The 20,437-nt window shown below is 73.6% G+C and carries 18 protein-coding genes; 14 read left to right on the top strand and 4 right to left on the bottom strand.

Features of this window, described 5'->3' with window-relative positions:
- Positions 1–7: 7 nt before the first annotated feature.
- Positions 8–2,146 carry an MMPL family transporter gene (locus BJZ21_RS20010; RefSeq protein WP_343052248.1) on the bottom strand — a complete coding sequence of 713 codons (2,139 nt, stop codon included), beginning with the start codon at positions 2,144–2,146 and terminating at the stop codon, positions 8–10.
- A 63-nt stretch (positions 2,147–2,209) separates the two neighbouring features.
- On the opposite strand from BJZ21_RS20010, the gene BJZ21_RS20005 reads away from it, so the two are divergent.
- Positions 2,210–2,791, top strand: a complete 582-nt coding sequence (locus BJZ21_RS20005; protein ID WP_179665363.1) for a MarR family winged helix-turn-helix transcriptional regulator — start codon at positions 2,210–2,212, stop codon at positions 2,789–2,791.
- On the opposite strand, the gene ppgK is transcribed toward BJZ21_RS20005, so the two are convergent.
- Positions 2,761–3,522 (bottom strand): polyphosphate--glucose phosphotransferase, encoded by a 762-nt coding sequence (ppgK, locus tag BJZ21_RS20000; RefSeq protein WP_179665362.1) that lies wholly within the window; start codon positions 3,520–3,522, stop codon positions 2,761–2,763. The genes BJZ21_RS20005 and ppgK overlap by 31 nt on opposite strands.
- Before the next feature lie 300 nt (positions 3,523–3,822).
- Between ppgK and BJZ21_RS21590 the strand changes: the two genes are divergently transcribed.
- Positions 3,823–5,256, top strand: a complete 1,434-nt coding sequence (locus BJZ21_RS21590; RefSeq protein WP_179665361.1) for a fatty acid desaturase — start codon at positions 3,823–3,825, stop codon at positions 5,254–5,256.
- Between the two features lie 23 nt (positions 5,257–5,279).
- On the opposite strand, the gene BJZ21_RS19990 is transcribed toward BJZ21_RS21590, so the two are convergent.
- Complete coding sequence (locus BJZ21_RS19990) at positions 5,280–5,909, bottom strand: fasciclin domain-containing protein (protein WP_179665360.1); 630 nt, start codon at positions 5,907–5,909, stop codon at positions 5,280–5,282.
- A 129-nt stretch (positions 5,910–6,038) separates the two neighbouring features.
- On the opposite strand from BJZ21_RS19990, the gene BJZ21_RS19985 reads away from it, so the two are divergent.
- Positions 6,039–6,635, top strand: a complete 597-nt coding sequence (locus tag BJZ21_RS19985) for a TetR/AcrR family transcriptional regulator (RefSeq protein ID WP_343052247.1) — start codon at positions 6,039–6,041, stop codon at positions 6,633–6,635.
- A gap of 55 nt (positions 6,636–6,690) precedes the next feature.
- On the top strand, positions 6,691–8,097 hold the full coding sequence (locus BJZ21_RS19980; RefSeq protein WP_179665359.1) for a DHA2 family efflux MFS transporter permease subunit: 1,407 nt from the start codon (positions 6,691–6,693) through the stop codon (positions 8,095–8,097).
- A gap of 85 nt (positions 8,098–8,182) precedes the next feature.
- Here BJZ21_RS19980 and purU read toward each other — a convergent pair whose 3' ends face one another.
- Positions 8,183–9,070: a formyltetrahydrofolate deformylase gene (purU, locus tag BJZ21_RS19975; protein WP_179665358.1), complete on the bottom strand. Its 888-nt coding sequence runs from the start codon at positions 9,068–9,070 to the stop codon at positions 8,183–8,185.
- 101 nt (positions 9,071–9,171) lie between these two features.
- Between purU and BJZ21_RS19970 the strand changes: the two genes are divergently transcribed.
- From BJZ21_RS19970 to BJZ21_RS19925, 10 genes are all read left to right on the top strand, one after another.
- The gene (locus BJZ21_RS19970; RefSeq protein ID WP_179665357.1) at positions 9,172–10,461 is read left to right on the top strand and encodes a M15 family metallopeptidase; all 1,290 of its coding nucleotides are present in this window, start codon (positions 9,172–9,174) and stop codon (positions 10,459–10,461) included.
- Positions 10,462–10,512: 51 nt separating this feature from the next.
- On the top strand, positions 10,513–11,493 hold the full coding sequence (locus BJZ21_RS19965) for an NADPH:quinone oxidoreductase family protein (RefSeq protein WP_179665356.1): 981 nt from the start codon (positions 10,513–10,515) through the stop codon (positions 11,491–11,493).
- A gap of 163 nt (positions 11,494–11,656) precedes the next feature.
- Complete coding sequence (locus tag BJZ21_RS19960; RefSeq protein WP_343052246.1) at positions 11,657–13,609, top strand: M13 family metallopeptidase; 1,953 nt, start codon at positions 11,657–11,659, stop codon at positions 13,607–13,609.
- 1 nt (position 13,610) lies between these two features.
- Positions 13,611–14,273 carry a response regulator gene (locus BJZ21_RS21895; protein WP_179665355.1) on the top strand — a complete coding sequence of 221 codons (663 nt, stop codon included), beginning with the start codon at positions 13,611–13,613 and terminating at the stop codon, positions 14,271–14,273.
- Positions 14,264–15,592 (top strand): sensor histidine kinase, encoded by a 1,329-nt coding sequence (locus BJZ21_RS19950; RefSeq protein WP_179665354.1) that lies wholly within the window; start codon positions 14,264–14,266, stop codon positions 15,590–15,592. Before BJZ21_RS21895 ends, BJZ21_RS19950 begins: the two co-directional genes overlap by 10 nt.
- A gap of 48 nt (positions 15,593–15,640) precedes the next feature.
- Positions 15,641–16,474: a COG4705 family protein gene (locus BJZ21_RS19945; RefSeq protein WP_179665353.1), complete on the top strand. Its 834-nt coding sequence runs from the start codon at positions 15,641–15,643 to the stop codon at positions 16,472–16,474.
- Between the two features lie 190 nt (positions 16,475–16,664).
- Positions 16,665–17,039 carry a TetR/AcrR family transcriptional regulator gene (locus BJZ21_RS19940; RefSeq protein WP_179665352.1) on the top strand — a complete coding sequence of 125 codons (375 nt, stop codon included), beginning with the start codon at positions 16,665–16,667 and terminating at the stop codon, positions 17,037–17,039.
- Position 17,040: 1 nt separating this feature from the next.
- Complete coding sequence (locus BJZ21_RS19935; protein ID WP_179665351.1) at positions 17,041–17,400, top strand: hypothetical protein; 360 nt, start codon at positions 17,041–17,043, stop codon at positions 17,398–17,400.
- A gap of 227 nt (positions 17,401–17,627) precedes the next feature.
- Positions 17,628–18,149, top strand: a complete 522-nt coding sequence (locus tag BJZ21_RS19930; protein WP_179665350.1) for a hypothetical protein — start codon at positions 17,628–17,630, stop codon at positions 18,147–18,149.
- A 77-nt stretch (positions 18,150–18,226) separates the two neighbouring features.
- Complete coding sequence (locus tag BJZ21_RS19925) at positions 18,227–20,404, top strand: RecQ family ATP-dependent DNA helicase (protein WP_179665349.1); 2,178 nt, start codon at positions 18,227–18,229, stop codon at positions 20,402–20,404.
- Positions 20,405–20,437 lie beyond the last annotated feature (33 nt).

The following is a 20,437-nucleotide window of genomic DNA, read 5'->3' as shown; positions in this document are numbered from 1 at the left end:
CTCCCGCTCACGCGGGCCGGCGCGGCCACCAGAACCGGTCGCCGAGCACCAGCGCCAGCGCGGGCACCAGCAGCGTGCGGACCACCAGCGTGTCCAGCAGCACGCCGAGGCAGATGATCGTGCCGAGCTGGGCCAGCACCACCAGCGGCAGCACGCCCAGCACCGCGAAGACCGCGGCGAGCAGGATGCCGGCGCTGGTGATCACCCCGCCGGTGGCCGACAGCGACCGCAGCATGCCCCCGCGCGACCCCGCCTCGGCGGCCTCCTCGCGGGCCCGGGTGACCAGGAAGATGTTGTAGTCCACGCCGAGCGCGACCAGGAACAAGAACGCGAGCAGCGGCACGCTGCTGTCCAGGGCGTCGAAGCCCAGCGGCCCGGTGAACAGCCACCAGGACGCACCCAGCGCGGCGACGTAGGTCGCCACCACGGTCAGCACCAGCAGCACCGGGGCCACGACCGCGCGGAGCAGCAGCGCGAGCCCGACGAGGACCAGGACCAGGATCAGCGGCAGGATCAGCAGCCGGTCCCGGCCGGAGGCGTCGCGCGCGTCCAGGGCCTGCGCGCGGGGGCCGGTGACGTGGGTGTCGTCGTACGACGCCAGGGCGCTGCGCAACCGGTGCAGGGTGCCGGTCTCGTCGTCGGTGGAGAGCACCGCGTCCACCACCGTGATCCCGGCTCCCGACCCCGAGATCCGGGCGGAGGTCACCCCGTCGGTGCTGCGGACGGTGTCCAGCACCTGCCGGCCGTCGTCGGTGGTGACGACCGTCGTCGGGTCGGCCAGCCCGGCGGGGAAGGACTGGGCGAGCCGCTCGGAGGCGGCGATCGACTCCGGCCGGTCGAGGAACTGGTCGGCCTGGTCCAGGCCCAGCCGGATCGAGCCCAGGCCGGTGGCCAGCACCGCGAGCAGGACCAGCGTGCCGGCCACCACGACGCCGGGCCGCCGGGCGACCCGCTCGCCGACCCGGTGGAAGACCGTCCCGGACTCGCTGGTCACCTGTTCGCCCAGGTGGGGCACCTTGGGCCAGAACACCCAGCGGCCGCAGACGACCAGCGTCGCCGGCAGCACGACCAGGGCGAACGCCGCGGCCACCACGACGCCGACCGCGCAGGCCAGGCCCAGCCCGCGGGTGGTGGGGAAGACCGACAGCAGCAGCGTGAGCAGGCCCAGCACCACGGTCGTGGCACTGGCCAGCACCGCCTCGGAGGTACGCCGCAGCGCGGTGGCCATCGCGGCGTGCCGGGACTCCTGGCGGCGCAGCTCGTCGCGGTAGCGGGAGATCAGCAGCAGCGCGTAGTCGGTGCCGGCGCCGAAGACCAGCACCGACAAGATCCCGGTGGTCGAGCCGTCCCAGGCCACGTCGAGGGCCGCCATCAGCTGGGTCGCGGCCACCGAGGCGAACCGGTCGGCGATGCCGACCACCAGCAGCGGCACCAGCCACAGCACCGGGCTGCGGTAGGTCACCACGAGCAGCACCGCCACCACCAGCGCGGTGACGAGCAGCAGCCGGGTGTTGGCGCCGTCGAAGACCGCCGCGAGGTCGGCCTGGACCGCGGCGGGACCGGTCACCTGGGCGGTCACCCCGTCGGGGGCGAGCCGGTCGGCCTCGGTGCGCAGGTGACCGACCTCGTCGGCCACCTCGGTCGCCGAGCCGGACGGGAGCGCCACGACCGTGAGGGCGGCGGTGCCGTCCTGGGAGGGCAGCAGCCCCGGCCCGCCCTGGTCCGGGCCGCTCTGGTCCGGCCCGGCCCCGGTCGGGCCGGACTGGGTCGGGCCGGACTGGGTCGGCACAGCCCCGGTCGGGCTCGTCCCGGTCCGGCCCAGCTCGGCCGCGGCGTCCTGCAGCCGGGCCAGCTGGTCGCGGGTCAGCTCGCCGGCGTCGGCGGTGAACAGCACCACCGCGGTGGTCGTGGTGTCCCGCGGCAGTCGGTCGAGCAGGGCGGTCCCGGCCGTGCTGTCGTAGCCGTCGGGCAGCCCGTCGGTGCTGCGCGTCGTACGCTCGCCCTCGCCGACCCCGACCATCACGGCAACGGCCAGCAGCACCGGCACCAGTGCGACCGCCCAGGCGGTGCGTCGGCCGGTGAGCAGGTCCGCGATCCGGTGTGAGGGTCGGGCTCGGCGGTCCGGTGCCGTCCGGGTCGTGGTCACGGGGCGCTCCTGGAGGTCGGGGTAGATTGTTAAGTAGATTAGACATCAAGTGGGTGAAACAAAATGTCGGGTGAGCAGCGGCCCGCGGGACCGGCGGGCGAGTACGTCGAGTCCTGGCGGCAGACCGGCAGCCTCCTCGCGCTGCGCGAGGTGGTCGCCGCCGGCGGGCGGCTGCGGCACACCATCGCCCGCCGTGCCGGCCTGACCGAGACCGACCTGGTCGCGATGGAGCACCTGATGGGCACGCCGGCCGGCCCCGGCGAGCTCGCCCGGATGCTCGACGTGACGACCGCGGCCGCCACCGGGCTGGTCGACCGGCTCGTCGGGCGGGGGCACGTCGAGCGGCGCCCGCACCCGCAGGACCGGCGCCGGACCAGCGTCGAGGTGACCCCGTCGGGCCGGGAGGAGGTGCTCGCGCACCTGCTGCCGATGTTCGTCGCGCTCGACCGGCTGGACCGGTCCTTCACGCCCGAGGAGCGCGCGGTCGTGGAGCGCTACCTGCGCGGGGCGGTCGAGGCGTTCGCGGCGGCGGAGGCTGCGCCCTCCGCGTCACCACAGCCGTCGCCCCAGCCGTCGCCTCAGCCGTCGCCCCAGCCGTCGCCTCAGCCGTCGCCTCAGCCGTCGGCCCCGGCTTCGGAGGCGTAGACGGCGGCGCCCACCACCCCGGCCCGGTTGAGCAGGGTCGCCGGAACGATCTCGGTGTCGAGGTCGAGCAGCGGGAGGAACTCCTCGGCCCTCTTGCTCACGCCGCCGCCGACCACGAACAGCTCGGGGGAGAACAGCCGCTCCAGGGTCCGGTAGTACTTCGACAGCCGGCCGGCCCAGTCCGCCCAGGACAGGTCCTCGGCCTCGCGGACGCTGTTGGCGGCCCGCTTCTCGGCGGCCACGCCGTCGATCTCGAGGTGGCCCAGCTCGGAGTTCGGCACCAGCACGCCGTCGTGCACGAGCGCCGAGCCGATTCCGGTCCCGAGCGTGGTGAGGATGACCAGGCCCGAGCGGCCCCGGGCCGCGCCGTATCGCACCTCGGCCAGGCCGGCCGCGTCGGCGTCGTTGACGACGTGCACGTCGCGGCCGGTGGCGTCGGTGAAGAGCCGGTCGGCGTCGGTGCCGAGCCAGGCGTCGTCGATGTTCGCCGCGGAGTGCACCACGCCGTGCCGCACGATGCCCGGCACGGTCACCCCGACCGGCCCCCGGGTGTCCGGGAAGTGCGCCAGCAGGTCGCTGAACACCGCAGCGACCGCGGCCGGCGTCGAGGGGTGCGGCGTGCGGACCCGCACCCGCTCCGCCGCGAAGTCGCCGGCCACCAGGTCCACCGGGGCGCCCTTGATGCCGGTGCCGCCGAAGTCGATGCCGACGGGCAGGTCGCTGGTGGTCATGGGTCCAACATCCATCCGGGTGCGGGCCAAGGCAACTCGGTCGCTCGCGGGGTGTCCGTTCAATTGCTCGGACTTCCGGGGGTTACTGGCTAGTAGGCCGGTCGATCTCCAAACAATTGAACGAAGGACCGACCCCAGGAGGCGCGGCAGGACCCGGCGCGGCCGGCCGCACCCGGTCCGGGCGGCGAGCCGAGCGGGAGGGCGCGGGCCGGGTCGCCGTACTTGACAACCGATCACCCCTTGTCAAGGAGGTTGACAGATTCTATGGTTCTGTAAACCTCTCGGCAGGAAGGCGACCCGATGATCCCCGCCACCAAGAGCACCGTGCCCGCCGGCTCGACCGCGCAGTGGACGGACAAGAAGCGCTACCTCTGGCTGATCGGCCTGGTGGTGCCCTCCCTGGCCTTCGTCGGCTGGGGGATGTGGTCGCTGACCGGCTGGGGGGTGTGGTTCTGGATCGGCCCGATCGTGATCCTGGTCGTGGTCCCCGCGATCGACCTGGTGGCGGGGCTGGACCGCTCGAACCCGCCCGACGACGTCATCGAGGCGCTGGAGAAGGACCGCTACTACCGGTGGATCACCTACCTCTTCCTGCCGATCCAGTACGCCGGGTTCGTGGGGGCGATGTGGCTCATCTCCGGCGGCCCGGCCGGTGCGAGCGGCCTCGCGATGTGGGACAAGGTGGGGCTGGCGGTCTCGATCGGCTGCATCGGCGGGATCGGCATCAACACCGCCCACGAGCTCGGCCACAAGAAGGAGAGCCACGAGCGCTGGCTGTCGAAGATCGCGCTCGCCCAGAGCTTCTACGGCCACTTCTACATCGAGCACAACCGCGGTCACCACGTCCGGGTGGCGACGCCGGAGGACCCGGCCAGCAGCAGGATGGGCGAGAGCTTCTACCGGTTCTGGCCGCGCACGGTGCTCGGCTCGCTGAAGAGCTCGTGGCGGCTGGAGAAGCGCCGCTACGCCCGCCGCAAGCAGCACCCGTTCCGTCTCGGCAACGATGTGCTCAACGCCTGGCTGATGTCGGCGGTGCTCTGGGGCGCGCTGGTCGCGTGGCTCGGCGTCGGGATCCTGCCCTACCTCGTGGTCCAGGCGGTCGTCGGCTTCTCGCTGCTCGAGGTCGTCAACTACATGGAGCACTACGGGATGCTCCGGCAGAAGGTCGGCGTCGGCGAGCGGCGGCGCTACGAGCGGGTCGATCCCTCGCACTCGTGGAACTCCAACAACATCGCCACCAACGTGCTGCTCTACCACCTCCAGCGGCACAGCGACCACCACGCGAACCCGACCCGGCGCTACCAGACGCTGCGCGACTTCGAGGAGAGCCCGGTGCTGCCGACGGGGTACGCCGGGATGATCGTGCTCGCGATCGTGCCGCCGCTCTGGCGACGCGTGATGGACCCGCGGGTGCTGGCCCATTTCGACGGCGACCTGAGCCGGGCCAACCTCAGCCCGCACCGGCGCGAGCGGCTCCTCGCGGCCTACCCGCCTCCGGTCCCGGTGGCCGCCGATGAGCACCCCGACGCCACCCCCGGGGCGGTCGCGGAGGTGCTCGCGGCCCGCTGCCCGAGCTGCGACTACGTGTACGACGTGGCCGCCGGCGACGAGCACGAGGGCTTCGCGGCCGGCACCGCCTGGGCCGACATCCCCGACACCTGGTGCTGCCCCGACTGCGGGGTGCGGGAGAAGGTCGACTTCGTGCCGCTCGAGCGCGAGGTGGGCGCCGCCTGACGCGCCGTGCCGACCGGGCGCCCTCAGTCAGGACTGATCACCCAGCTGATCCCGTGCGCGATCTGCCGGTTGCCCGCGTTGATGTCCCGCAGGGCGGGGATCACCCGCGCGTTCGGCGAGGCCGGGTTGTGGTCGTGGAGCAGCAGCCGGCCGTGCCGCTTCCGGACGTCCACGGACCCCCCCTGCATGGTCCGCAGGCTGGTCGGCGCCGCCTTCCGGGCCTGCGCGTAGGTGAGGGTCGCACCGCGGACCAGGTGGTAGAGCAGGACCCGCTCGGTGCCCCTCAGGCCTGCGGTGCTCCAGATCCCGCGGAAGACCTGCCGCTCCGAGCCGTAGTGGCGGTCGTTGATGTCGGAGATCGTGCGCCGCATCGCCCCGTCGGTGGGCAGGAACGCGGTGAGGCGTCGCGAGCCGTCGGTGAGGATCGCCAGCCGACTGTCCGGTTTGCGGGTCAGGACCCGGGTCACCAGCTTGTCGAGCACGTCGAAGTCGTGCGGATTCTTGTCGAAGTGGTGGCCGTCGGCGGCGAGCACCGTCGCGAGGCTGCGGTCGCCGGCGCCGGGACGTGCCGCGGCCTGCGCCGGCCCCGGGGTGGCGAGCGCGGTGCCGGTGAGCAGCAGGGCCGCCGCGGCGGCCGTCAGTCGAGGCTTCATGTGTGTTCCTCCGGGGAGTCGTCGGCTGGTGCTCCCCACTCTCGGCCGCCCCCGCCGCCCGAGGGCAGGGACGAACGCCCCGCGGGCTCGGGACCCGACCCGGCGTACCGGCCTTCCTAGACTGGGGGCGTGACCACCGCCGCCGCGCACGCCTCCGTCCCGACCATGCGCGAGCGCGTCGTCGACGTCGGTGTGGCGCTGACCCTGGAGCTCGGGTGGGCGCGGGTCACGATGGGGACCGTGGCGGAGCGGGTCGGCGTGAGCCGGCAGACCGTCTACAACGAGGTCGGCACCAAGGCCGGGCTGGCCGAGGCGATGATCCTGCACGAGCTGGACCGGTTCCTCGGGGTGGTGACGGAGGCGTTCGACGCGCGCCCGGAGCACGGTCCCGGGGACCTGGTCGAGGCGATCCGGGCCGCCGCCCGCGGGGTGCTCGAGCTGGCCCAGGACAACCGGCTGCTGCACGCGGTCGTCTCCGCCACCCATGGCGCGGACACCGAGCTGCTGCCGCTGCTCACCACGCACGCCGAGTCGCTGCTCGCGGCGGCCAAGCTGGTGATCGGGCAGCGGATCGCGGCGTACCGGCTCGACCTCGACGAGGCGCACCTCGAGGCCGCGATCGACATGGTCGTGCGCGTGGTGCTCAGCCACGTGATGCAGCCCTCCGGTCCGCCCGGACGGACCGCCGACGACATCGCCTGGATCGCGGCCCGGGTGCTGCGCTGAGACCGCCGTACCGCTCCCGGACGCCGCCCGCCCGACTCGGGAGCAGACTGGGCCCGTGACGCCCGCCGACCACCCCGCACCGGTGCGGGCCGGCACCCCCGCCGGTCGCTACGTGGTCGCCGCCGCGGTGCTGGGCTCGGGCATGGTGCTGCTGGACGGCACGGTGGTCAACGTCGCGCTGCGCACGGTCGGCCGGGACCTCGGCGCGAGCCTCGCGCAGCTGCAGTGGATCACCGACGGCTACCTGCTCGCGCTCGCGAGCCTGATCCTGCTCGGCGGGTCGCTGGGGGACCGGTTCGGCCGGCGCCGCGTCTTCGTGATCGGCACGGTGTGGTTCGCGCTCGCCTCCCTGGCTTGCGGCCTGGCGCCGACCCCCGGGGCGCTGGTCGTGGCCAGGATCGTGCAGGGGGCCGGGGCGGCGCTGCTGACGCCGGGCAGCCTGGCGATGATCCAGGGCGCGTTCGACGCCGAGGACCGCGCCGAGGCGATCGGCTCGTGGTCGGGGCTCGGCAGCATCGCGGCCGCGCTCGGCCCGCTGGTGGGCGGCGGGCTGGTCCAGCTCGCCTCGTGGCGGTGGATCTTCCTGGTCAACCTGCCCGTGGCGGTGGTCACCGTCGTCGTCGCCCGCCGGCACGTCCCGGAGACCCGGGACCCCGGCGCGCCGGACCGGTTCGACGTCCCCGGGGCGGTGCTCGCCACGCTGGCGCTCGGGGGCGCGACCTACGCGCTGGTCCAGTGGGGTGATCCGGGGATGGCGTGGGCGGTGGCGCTGGCGGTCCTCGCCGCGGCCGGGTTCGTCCTGCGCGAGCGGACCAGCGACCACCCGATGCTGGCGCTGGGCATCTTCGCCGACCGCACCTTCAGTGCCGCGAACGGGCTGACGGTGCTGGCCTACGCCGCGCTCGGCGCGCTGCTGTTCTTCCTCGTGCTGCAGCTGCAGGTGGTCGGCGGCTACGGCCCCCTGGCCGCCGGGCTGTCCACGCTCCCGATCACCGTGTGCATGCTGCTGCTGGCCGCCCGCGGCGGCCGGCTCGCGGCCCGCACCGGGCCGCGGATCCCCCTCACGCTCGGCCCGCTGGTGATGGCTGCGGGGAGCCTGCTGCTGCTCCGGGTCGGACCCGAGGTGCGCTACACGACCGACGTGCTGCCGGGCCTCACGGTCTTCGGGCTGGGGCTGGCGCTGATGGTGGCGCCGCTGACCGCGACGGTGCTGGCCGCGGCGCCCGCGGAGCACGCCGGCATCGCCAGCGGGGTCAACAACGCCGTGGCGCGCACCGGTTCGCTGCTCGCGGTGGCCGCGCTCCCGGTCGCGGTGGGCCTCTCGGGCAGCGAGTACGCCGACCCGCTGACCCTCGACCCGGCGTACCGCTCGGCGATCCTCGCCTGCGCCGGGCTGCTCGCCCTCGGCGGGCTGGTCTCGTGGCTGACCATCCGAACGCGGGTGGTCGGGCGGCGACCCTGACCTCCCGGGCGCAGCGCGGCGACCCTAACGGCCCCCGCGCCCCCGCGCCCCCGCGCCCCCGCGCCCCCCGACCCGGGCGGCGCGGTCAGCGGAAGACGACGGTCTTGTGCCCGTTGACCAGCACCCGCGACTCGGCGTGCCAGCGCACCGCCCGCGACAGCACCTGCGCCTCGACGTCGCGGCCGGCGGCGACCAGCGCCTCCTGGTCGTAGCCGTGGTCGACGCGGATGACGTCCTGCTCGATGATCGGCCCCTCGTCGAGGTCCGCGGTGACGTAGTGCGCGGTCGCCCCGACCAGCTTGACGCCGCGGTCGAACGCCTGGTGGTAGGGCTTGGCGCCCTTGAAGCTCGGCAGGAACGAGTGGTGGATGTTGATCACCCGGCCCGACAGGCTGCGGCACAGGTGGTCGGAGAGCACCTGCATGTAGCGGGCCAACACCACCAGGTGCACGTCGAGCTCGTCGACGAGCCGCAGCAGCTCGGCCTCGGCCTGCGGCTTGGTGTCCGCGGTGACCGGGACGTGGTGGAACGGCACGTCCCAGGAGCGCACCAGCGGCTCCGCGACCGTGTGGTTGGACACCACGCCGGCGATCTCGACGCCGAGCGAGCCGGTGCTGGCCCGGAAGAGCAGGTCGTTGAGGCAGTGCAGGTGCCCGGAGACCATGACCAGGGTGCGGTACGGCGCCGCGGCGTCGCGCAGCTCGACGTCCATGCCGAACTCACGGGCGATCGGCGCGAAGTCGGTGCGCAGGGTGGCCAGGTCGGGCGCGCCGGGCGCGAGCACGAACGAGATCCGCATGAAGAAGCGGCCCTCGAGCTGGTCGCCGAACTGCTGGCTCTCCACGATGTTGCCGCCGTGGCCGACGAGGAAGCCGGAGACCGCGTGCACGATGCCGGGCCGGTCCGGGCAGGCCAGCGTGAGGACGTAGTGGCCGGGCGGGGACCCCGGCCGGGGTGGGGCGACGTGGACCATGACCAACCTCGGGGGCGTGAACGGGAGGGTCACAGGGTAGTGACCCGGGCAGCCGGGTGAGGTGGGGCGTCATACCCTGAACGGCACGGGGAGGGAGAGCCATGCGCGGAGGGCGTACGGCGGCGCGGTGGCTGCCGGCGGTGCTGGCTGTGCTGGCGCTGACCGCGGCCTGCGCGACCACCCAGGCCGAGGACCCGGGCGACCCGGCCACCACCTCGACCGGCCCCGCGACCGGCCCCGCGACCGGCCCCGCGACCGGCACCGGCACCTCGACCGGCACGTCCACGTCCCCCTCCGCGACCGGGTCGGCGAGCGCGAGCGCGCCGCCGGTCGCCGACCCCGCGCACGCCGTGGACCCGCCCGGCCCGCGCACCGGCCAGGTGGGGATCGCCGACCTGATCGTCTACAGCACCCGCACGCTGCGCCCCGACATGGTCCGGGCGATCAAGCACCTCAAGGGCGTGACCCGGGTCGAGCCGATGGCCATGGGCCAGGTCGTGATCGAGAACAAGGCGCTGACCGTGGCGGCGGTCGACCCGGCGACGTACCGCAACTTCACGCCGTACGCCTCCGCCGAGACCCGCCAGGTGTGGGCCCGGGTCGCCGGCGGCGAGGTGGCGCTGCGGCCCGGGCTGCGGGGCAAGCTGCCCACCGACAAGCAGGACTACGTCCGGCTCGGCAGCGGCAAGGACGCCCCGCAGCTGCACGTGGGGGCCTGGGCGCCGCAGACCCCCGAGGTCGACGCGGTGGTCAACGACACCTGGATCGAGCCCCTCGGCATGCAGCCCGACAACGCGCTGCTGGTGACCACGGGGCTGGCCTCCCCGGAGTCGATGCGCAAGCCGATCGAGCGGATCGCGGGCGGCGGGGCGTCGGTGCAGCTCACCGACGTCGTGGCCCGCAAGGGGCTGGACACCAGCGTGCAGCAGACGGCGCTGCTGGTCGGCACCGTGGCCGACGCGGTCGGGACCTTCAACTACACGGTGCTCGGCGGCGGCCACATCGCGCCCGACCCGGCCTGGGTGCGCAGCCACATCACCACCGCGCCGGTCCCGATCCTCGGCGACGTCACCTGCAACCGGCTGATCTTCCCGCAGCTGCGGGCGGCGCTGCAGGAGGTCGTCGACCGCGGCCTGGCCTCGAAGATCCACCCGCAGGAGTACGCCGGCTGCTACTACCCCCGCTTCATCGCCGGCACCACCTCGCTGTCCAACCACTCCTTCGGGCTCGCGCTGGACCTCAACGTGCCCGGTAACCAGCGCGGCACCGCCGGCGAGATGGACCGCACCGTGGTGGCGATCTTCGAGAAGTGGGGCTTCACCTGGGGCGGCGACTGGCACTACACCGACCCGATGCACTTCGAGATGAACGCGCTGGTCAAGCCCCGCTGACGACCCGTCCGGCGGGCTCCCGCCGACCGCACCCCCGGTAGCGTCCGGGGCATGCGCGCCGTCCAGGTCCTCAGCCCCACCGGTCCCGCCGACGTCCAGGTCCGGGAGGTGGACGAGCCGACGCCCGGCCCGGACGACGTGTTGGTCGAGGTGCACCGGGTCGGGGTCTCCTTCCCCGACCTGCTGCTGAGCCGGGGGGAGTACCAGCTCAAGCCGGAGCCGCCGTTCACGCTCGGCGTGGACTTCGCCGGCACCGTGCTGCGCCCCGCCGAGTCCGGCGCCGGCGGGTTCACCGAGGGCCAGCGGGTCGCCGGGGTCGGGCCGTACGGCGGGGCCGCGGAGCGGGTCGCCTCGCCGGCGATGTCGACGTTCCCCCTGCCCGACGGGGTCTCGTTCGACGAGGGCGCCGCGCTGCCGATGAACTACCTGACCGCCCAGTTCGCGCTGGCCGAGCGCGGCCAGCTCCGCTCGGGGGAGACCGTGCTGGTGCACGGCGCGGCCGGTGGCGTCGGCACCGCCACGATCCAGGTCGCCAGGGGGTACGGCGCCCGGACCATCGCCGTGGTCAGCACCCGGGAAAAGGCGGGGGTCGCCGAGCGGGCCGGCGCGGACGACGTCGTCCTGCTCGACGGCTTCAAGGACGCGGCGATGGCGCTGACCGCCGGGGTGGGCGTCGACGTCGTCGTCGACGTGGTCGGCGGGGAAGTGTTCACCGACTCGCTGCGGGTGCTCGCGCCCCAGGGCCGGCTGCTGGTCGTCGGGTTCGCCGCCGGCCAGGGCATCCCCCAGGTCAAGGTGAACCGGCTGCTGCTCAACAACGTCGACGTGCGCGGCGTCGGCTGGGGCGCCTACGCGATGGTCCGCCCGGGCTACATGGCCGACCAGTGGCAGGCGCTGGTGCCGATGATGGAGCGCGGCGTGGTGCGCCCCCCGGTCGGCGCGACCTTCGCCCTCGAGGAGTTCGGCCGCGCGCTCAGCGACATGGAGCAGCGCCGGACGCTGGGCAAGTCGGTGGTGCGGGTCCGCGACTGAGCGGGCGGGCTGCAGGAATCCCCGGCCAGCCGGGGATCCCCTCGGTGGGGGGCCGTTGCAACGCCCATCAAGCGCAGGAAGAGGCCATCCACCCCGCCGCCGCGCCCGCGCCGCCGTCGCGGTCGTCTCGGTCGGCTCGGTCGGCTCGGTTAGGGTCGGCACCGTGACGATCCTCGATGACGCCCGCTCGGGCATGAACCCCGACATCCGGCCGCAGGATGACCTGTTCGGCCACGTGAACGGACGCTGGCTGGACGAGACGGAGATCCCGTCCGACCGGTCGAGCTGGGGCCCGTTCGTGCAGCTCGCCGACGCCGCCGAGGAGCAGGTCCGCGCGATCATCGAGTCGCTCGGCGAGGCCGTCACCCGGGGCGAGGAGGGCCTGTCCGAGGACGCCCGCAAGATCGGGGACCTCTACGCCTCCTTCATGGACACCCAGGCGATCGACCGGCTCGGCCTGCGCCCCGCCCGGCCGCTGCTCGACGCGGTCGCGGCCCTGCGCGACGTGCGCGACCTCGCCGCGTTCCTCGGGGAGTTCGAGCGGCTCGGCGGCCACGGCCTGTTCGGCTCCTACGTCGACACCGACGCCAAGGACTCCGACCGCTACCTGTTCCACCTCGGCCAGGGCGGCCTCGGCCTGCCCGACGAGTCCTACTACCGCGAGGACAAGTTCGCCGAGGTCCGGGAGAAGTACGTCGCCTACCTCACCGCGCTGCTGACCCTCGCCGAGATCGAGGACCCGGCCGGCAAGGCCGCGACCGTGCTCGACATCGACACCCGGCTGGCCCGCGGCCACTGGGAGCGCGCCGAGACCCGCGACGTCCAGAAGACCTACAACCTGCGCACGGCCGAACAGATCCGGGCGATGTGCCCGTCCTTCGACTGGGACGCCTACGTCACCAACCTCGGCGGCAACGACCGGACCCTCGCCGAGGCGTGCGTGCGCCAGCCGTCGTTCTTCGAGCACCTCTCCACGGTCCTCGACGAGGTCCCGATCGAGCAGTGGCGGGCCTGGATGCTGGTCCACGTGCTGCGCTCGGCCGCGCCGTACCTCACCGACGACTTCGTCGAGACCAACTTCGACTTCTACGGCCGCACCCTCAACGGCACCCCCGAGCTACGGGCCCGCTGGAAGCGCGGGGTGGCGCTGGTGGAGTCCTCGATCGGCGAGGCGGTCGGCAAGGAGTACGTCGCCCGGCACTTCCCGCCGGCCTCGAAGGCGATGATGGACGACCTGGTCGCGAACCTGCTCGCCGCCTACCGCGACTCGATCTCCCGGCTGGACTGGATGACCGAGGAGACCAAGCAGCGGGCCTACGAGAAGCTCGAGACCTTCAACCCCAAGATCGGCTACCCGCAGGAGTTCCGCGACTACTCCGCGCTGCAGGTCCGGCCCGACGACCTGCTCGGCAACGTCGCGGCCGCGTCGGCGTTCGAGACCGACCGCCAGCTGGCCAAGATCGGTGCGCCGGTCGACCGCGACGAGTGGTTCATGCTCCCGCAGACGGTCAACGCCTACTACAACCCCGGCACCAACGAGATCTGCTTCCCCGCGGGCATCCTGCAGAAGCCGTTCTTCAGCCCCGACGCGCACCCGGCCGAGAACTACGGCGGCATCGGCGCGGTCATCGGCCACGAGATCGGCCACGGCTTCGACGACCAGGGCGCGCAGTACGACGGGCAGGGGAACCTCAACGACTGGTGGACCCCCGACGACAAGGCCGCCTTCGAGGTGAAGTCGAAGAAGCTGATCGAGCAGTACGACGCCTTCGAGCCGCGCGACCTGCCCGGGGAGCACGTCAACGGCGCGCTGACGGTCGGCGAGAACATCGGCGACCTGGGCGGCCTGACGATCGGCCACACCGCCTACCTCCTCTCGCAGGGCGGCGAGGCGTCGGTCGAGGAGCGCCGGCGGCTGTTCATGAACTGGGCGTTCTGCTGGCGCACCAAGCGCCGCAAGGAGCAGGCGCTGCAGTTCCTGACCGTCGACCCGCACAGCCCGGCGGAGTTCCGCGCGAACATCGTGCGCAACCTCGCCGAGTTCCACGAGGTCTTCGAGAGCACCGAGGGCGACGGTCTGTGGCTCGACCCGGAGGACCGGGTCCGGATCTGGTGACGTGACCACGATCGGCGTCTGCGAGGACGACCGGCAGCTGCGGTCGGTCCTCGTCCGCGCGCTGAAGGCCGAGGGGTACGACGTGGTCGCGGTGGCCACCGGGGCCGAGGCGCTGCGGGCGTTCACCGGCCGTGGCCCCGACGTCGTGGTCCTCGACCTCGGGCTGCCCGACATCGACGGCCGGGACGTGTGCCTGGCGCTGAAGGCCAACGGTGTCGCGGCCCCGGTGCTGATGCTCACCGCCCGGGGCGGCGTGCACCACAAGGTCGCCGGCTTCGAGGCCGGCGCCGACGACTACCTCGGCAAGCCCTTCGAGCTCGCCGAGCTGATGGCCCGGCTGCGGGTGCTCGAGCGCCGGGCGCGGGCCCAGCGGCCGGTGCCGCAGGGCCCCACCCTCGACGCCACCACCCATGCGGTGGAGCACGAGGGCGTCTCGGTGGCGCTGACGCCGACGGAGTTCGCGGTCCTCGCCCGGCTGATGGGGACCCCGGGTGAGGTCGTCCGCCGCCGCGCGCTGGTGGCGGCCGGCTGGCCGGACGGGGCGATGGTCTCCGACAACACGCTCGACTCCTACGTGCGGCGGGTCCGGGCCAAGCTCGCCGAGCTCCCCGAGGGCGGACCGCGGATCGCGACCGTGCACGGGGTCGGCTACGCATGGCGCTGACCCGCGGGCCGGGTGGTGCGCGGGTCCGCGGGCGGCTGCGGACCCGCCTGGTCGCGGTCACCATGGTGATCACGGCGCTGGTCGTCGCCGCGGTGGTCGTGCTGCTGCAGGTCTACCTCGCTCGCGTCAACGACACCGACGCCACCGAGGTGGCCCGGGCCAGGGCCGCGGCGGTCGCCGGCACCGTCCGCGTCGCCGACGGGCAGGTGCGGGTGCTGGAGTCCGGCCCCAACGCCCTCGACCGGGACGTGTGGGTCTTCGGGGCCGACGGGCGGCTGGTCGACGGCCGGCTGCCGGCCGGCGACGCGGGCGCGATCACCCGGCTGGGCGCCCGGCCGGTCGCCGCCACGGCCTCGATCGGCGAGCAGATCCGGCTGGTGGCCCGGCCGGTGGTGGCCCAGGGCCGCCCCGTCGCCACGGTGGTGGCCGGCGTCGACCTCACGCCGTACGAGCATGCGGAGCGGCGCGGCCTCTGGCTCTCGTCGGTGCTCGGCCTGCTGACCGTGCTGGCGGCCGGCGTCGCGGCGTGGGAGGCCGCGCGGCACGCCCTGGGTCACGTGCACTCGATGGTGCGCAGCGCCCAGGACTGGGAGGAGCACGACCTCGACCGCCGCTTCGGCCTCGGGCCGCCGGTCGACGAGATCACCGAGCTGGGCCAGACCCTGGACCACATGCTCGACCGGATCGCGGACGCGCTGCACACCGAGCGCCGGCTCTCCGACGAGATGGCCCATGAGCTGCGCACGCCGCTGGCGGTGATCCGGGCCGAGGCCGAGCTGGCGCTCGCGACCGCCGGGCCGGCCGGCGAGGAGTCGCTCCGGGCGATCGTCGAGGCCGCCGGGCGGCTCGACGGCGTGGTCGGCTCGATGCTGGACGCGGCCCGGTCGCGACACGACCGGGAGGCCACCTGCGAGATGGCCCGGGTGCTGGCCGCGGTCGCCCGCGACGCGGCGTACCCGGTCGAGGTGCGGGTGCGCCCGGTCCCCGCCGGGCTGGTCGCGGCGGCCGCACCCGCGGTGGTGCGGGCCGCGCTCACGCCGCTGCTCGACAACGCCGCCCGGCACGCGCGCAGCAGGGTCGAGCTCGACGCGCAGCGCCGGGGCACCCGGGTGGTGGTGGCCGTCCACGACGACGGCCCCGGGCTGGCGGCCGCGGAGGTGGACCAGGTCTTCCGCCCCGGCCACCGGGGCGAGGGCGGCGGCACGGCGGGGCTGGGCCTGGCCGTCGTGGGCCGGCTCGTGGAGTCCGTCGGCGGCAGCGTGCGGGCGCTGCCCGGGCCGGGCGGCTGCTTCGAGGTGGAGCTGCCGGGCGGGGAGTGAGCCTCGCAGTCAGGAGTCCGGCAGGTCCCGGCCGCCATCGTGGTCACCATGACCATGACCACGAACGACCCGCGCCTGACCCTGCGGCCCGGGGTGACCCTGAACAAGGTCCCCGAGGTCATCGCGATCTTCTGGATCATCAAGGTGCTCGCGACCACCGTCGGTGAGACCGCCGCGGACTACCTCAACGAGACCCTCGGCTTCGGCCTGACCAACACCACGGCCGTGATGAGCGTGCTCTTCGTGGTCGTGCTGGCCGTGCAGTTCTCGCTGGAGCGCTACCTCGCGCCGGTCTACTGGCTCACCGTCGTGCTGATCAGCGTGGTCGGCACCCTGATCACCGACAACCTCACCGACGGGCTCGGCGTCCCGCTGATCGACAGCACGATCGTGTTCGGCCTCCTGCTCGCGGCCACGTTCACCGGCTGGTACGCCGTGGAGCGCACGCTGTCGATCCACTCGGTGGTCAGCCGGCGTCGGGAGGCCTTCTACTGGCTGGCGATCCTGTTCACCTTCGCGCTCGGCACGGCGACCGGGGACCTGATCGGGGAGCAGTTCGGGCTGGGCTACGGCACCTCGCTCGCGCTCTTCGCCGGCGTGATCGTGCTGGTCGCGATCGCGTTCTACGGCTTCCACATCAACGCCGTACTGGCCTTCTGGGCCGTCTACGTGATGACCCGGCCGCTGGGTGCCTCGATCGGCGACCTGCTCTCGCAGACGAAGGCCGACGGCGGGCTCGGCATCGGGACGACCGCCACCAGCTTCGTCTTCCTCGCCGTGATCCTGGCCCTGGTGGTCTACCTGACCGCGACCAAGCAGGACGTCCAGGAGCTGCACCGGCACCCCCACTACGACCTCGACGGCGAGCCCGAGGCCGCCTGAGCCGAACGAGTCAGTATCGCCGCTGATCAACCCGCCTATTGAGGCATCCATGTTCCACCACTGTGGCGGTCATCGACCACTGCTCCTCCTCGGCTCAGGCGAGCACGCTGGGCAGGTGCTCGGCCGCGACAGGTCGATCGCGTCATCGTTTTGTTGAACGAACGGTCGGTTATCTAATACGCTGTCCCATATGGGAAGGCAGCGCGGCTACGACGAGGGTGTGGTTCTCGACCAGTCCGCAGGGGCCTTCTTGCGGGCTGGCTACGAGGGCACCTCGATCGAGGAGCTGGTGGGGGCCACGGGTTTGCACCGCGGGAGCCTCTATCAGGCGTTCGGCAGCAAGCGGGGGCTGTTCATCAGCTGCCTGCGCCGGCGCCTGGACGAGCATCCGGAAGGCGAGGACACGACCGACCTGGTGCTCGTCGCATTGCTCGAGCTGGCCCCTCGCGACGAGGAGATCCGGGCCCTCCTCGCGAGGCACTTGAGCCGGCACGGCGTGACCGCGACCGACCTGGGCCGACGCTTGCTGACCCGCGCCCTGATGGACGAGACGAAGGACGACTGACATGCGCAACGACGTGACCCTCACCGGCGATCAGCTGGTCGTAAGGCCCCGTGGCCTCGACAAGCTGTGGGGCTTGCGCCGGCGGATCGAGGTGCCGCTGGCGCAGGTGCGCGGCGCGACTTACGACCCAGAGGCCTTCTACTCCGGCAAGGGACTGCGGGCGCCAGGCCTAGCGTTGCCGAACGTGAAGTGGGTCGGCACCTTCTTCCGCGACGGGCAGCGGACCTACTGGAACGTCCGGCGGGGCGGCCAAACGATCGTGATCGAGCTCGACTCGAAGGCGCCGTTCGCTCGGCTGTACCTGTCGGTCGACGACGGCCGCACGCTGGTCGACAGAATCAACGCCGCTATCACCGCTTGACGGCTGCAGAGAGGAGCCAGCCCACGCTGCGCTCGACGCGATGATCACGAACACTTCCGCGTCGCCCCCGCCCTCGCCGTGACACCTGCCCTTCAGGCAGCGCTCGCCCACGTCCACGGTCTCGTCCAGTGGGTCAGGGTTTAGCCGCCTCCGGGCCCTGAGCCCGCCCCGCGAGCAGGCCGGGGCGGGCCAGGCCCGGCCTTGCGTTGCGGAGTAATACTGATTACATGATTACGAGCGAGAGTGTGGAGCGGGTCCGTGGCTGGTTCACCGGCCGCCTGCCCGAGGAGTGGATGGTCGAGCGGCCCCGGGTGACGGTGGACCGCGAGGAGGTCACGGTGCTGCTGACCGTGGCCGACGTGCCGGCGGGCGAGGACGTCTCCGAGGTCGAGCTGGCCGAGGCGCGGGCCGGCCGGTCCCGGGCGTTCCGGGAGGACACCCGGGAGCGCCGGATGGAGATCGCGCGCGAGGCCGAGCACCGGTTCGAGCGCAAGGTCTCCTGGGGTGTCCGGGTCGGCGAGCGCGAGGAGCTGTGGACCCACGTCGCCGCGCCGGTGATGACCCGGCTGCGCCAGCCGCAGCGCATGGTGCTGGACACGCTGGTCGACGCCGGCGTGGCCAAGTCCCGCTCCGACGCGCTGGCCTGGTGCGTGCGGCTGGTCGGGCAGCACGAGGGTGACTGGCTGGCCGAGCTGCGGCAGGCCATGGAGTCGGTCGCCGACGTCCGCGGTCGCGGGCCCGCGGCCTGAGGGGCCCCCGACCGGTCGGGGTCCCGCCCGTGGAGGGGCCGCGGCCGGTGTCGCCGCCCGCTGGTAGACAGGGCGCCATGACCCCGCCGTCGAGCCCCGTCCACGAGCAGGCCCCCGAGCAGCGCCCCGAGCTGACCCGTGAGCAGGCCCGCGAGCGCGCCGAGGCGCACCTGCGGGCGCTGGTCGGTGTCCGTGAGGGGCGCGCCGAGGCCCGGCTGCGCGAGGACCAGTGGACCGCGATCGAGGCGCTGGCCGTCGACCGGCGCCGGGCCCTGGTCGTGCAGAAGACCGGCTGGGGCAAGTCCGCGGTGTACTTCGTCGCCACGCTGCTGCTGCGTGAGGCCGGCGCCGGGCCGACCGTGATCGTGTCGCCGCTGCTGGCCCTGATGCGCAACCAGATCGCGGCCGCCGAGCGGGCCGGCATCCGCGCGGTCACCATCAACTCCACCAACACCGAGGAGTGGGAGCCGGTCCAGGAGGCGATCCGCGCCAGCGACGTGGACGTGCTGCTCGTCAGTCCCGAGCGGCTGAACAACCCCGGCTTCCGCGACCAGGTGCTGCCCCGGCTGGCGGCCACCTGCGGCCTGCTGGTGGTCGACGAGGCGCACTGCATCTCCGACTGGGGCCACGACTTCCGTCCCGACTACCGACGGATCCGCACGCTCCTGGCCGACCTTCCGGCCGGCATCCCGGTGCTGGCCACGACCGCGACCGCCAACGCCCGGGTCACCGCCGACGTGGCCGAGCAGCTGGGCGTCTCGCGCGCCGTGGCCCAGGGCCACGCCGAGCACGACGAGGTGCTGGTGCTGCGCGGCTCCCTCGACCGGGAGTCGCTGCGGCTCGGCGTGGTCCGGCTCAAGACCGCCGAGCAGCGGCTGGCCTGGCTCGCCGACCACCTCGCCGAGCAGCCGGGCTCCGGGATCATCTACTGCCTCACGGTGGCCGCCACCCAGGAGATCGCCGACTACCTGCGCTCGCGCGGGCACCACGTCGCGGCGTACTCCGGCCAGACCGAGACCACCGAGCGGCACGCGCTGGAGCAGGACCTCGCGGCCGGGCGGGTCAAGGCGCTGGTGGCCACCAGCGCGCTCGGCATGGGCTTCGACGCCACCCTCGGCTTCGTCGTCAACATGGGAGCGCCGTCCTCCCCGGTCGCCTACTACCAACAGGTCGGCCGCGCCGGGCGCGGCATCGACGAGGCCACCGTCGTGCTGCTGCCCTCGACCGAGGACCGCGACATCTGGGCCTACTTCGGCTCGCTGGCCTTCCCGCGCGAGGAGCTGGTCCGCCAGACGCTGCAGGTGCTGGCCGAGGAGGGCCGGCCGATGAGCACCGCCGCCCTGGAGACGAGGGTCGAGCTGAACCGCACCCGGCTGGAGACGATGCTCAAGGTGCTCGACGTCGACGGCGCGGTCCGCCGGGTCCGCGGCGGCTGGGAGGCGACCGGCCAGGAGTGGGTGTACGACGAGCCGCGCTACCGCCGGGTGGCCGAGTCCCGGTCCCGGGAGCAGCAGGCGATGCTGGACTACCTCGACACCGACCGGTGCCGGATGGCGTTCCTGCGCGACCAGCTCGACGACCCGGCCGCGCAGCCGTGCGGGCGCTGCGACAACTGCGGCGGCCTCGAGCTGTCCACCGACGTCTCCGCGGCGGCCGTCGAGGAGGCGGGCGCCCGGCTGGCCCGGCCGGGCGTGGTCGTGGAGCCGCGGAAGATGTGGCCGACCGCGCTTGCCAACCTCGGGGTGGACCTGCGCGGCAAGATCACCGAGGCGGCGGCCGAGGGCCGCGCGGTCGCCCGGCTCACCGACCTCGGGCACGGGCCCGCGCTGCGCGCGCTGTTCCGCCCGGACGCCGAGGACGGGCCGGTTCCGGTGCCGCTGGTGCGGGCGGTGGTCGAGGTGCTCGGCGACTGGCAGCCCCGGGTCGAGGGCATCGCGGTGGTGGAGTCGGCGACCCGGCCGCAGCTGACCGCCGACCTGGCCGACGGCCTCTCCCGCTACCTGCGGGTGCCGGTGGCCGGCCGGTTCGCGATCGTCGACCCGTCCGTCGGGCCCGGCCAGGGCGCGATGAACTCCGCCCAGCGGGTCGCGGCGGTGGGCCGCCGCTTCAACCTGGTCGGCGCCATGCCCGCCGGGCCGGTGCTGCTGGTCGACGACCTGGTGGTCACCGGCTGGACCCTCACGATGGCGGCGCGGGCGGTGCGCCGCGCGGGGGCCACCGAGGTGCTTCCGCTGGCGCTGGCCCTTCAGTCCTGACCTCGGCGTGCCGAAGACATGGGGAGAGCCCGG

The sequence above is a fragment of the Nocardioides panaciterrulae genome, assembly GCF_013409645.1.
In the GTDB taxonomy this organism is placed as follows: Bacteria; Actinomycetota; Actinomycetes; order Propionibacteriales; family Nocardioidaceae; genus Nocardioides; species Nocardioides panaciterrulae.
The sequence above is the reverse complement of the archived record's forward strand: the minus strand, read 5'-3'. Positions and strand labels throughout refer to the sequence as shown.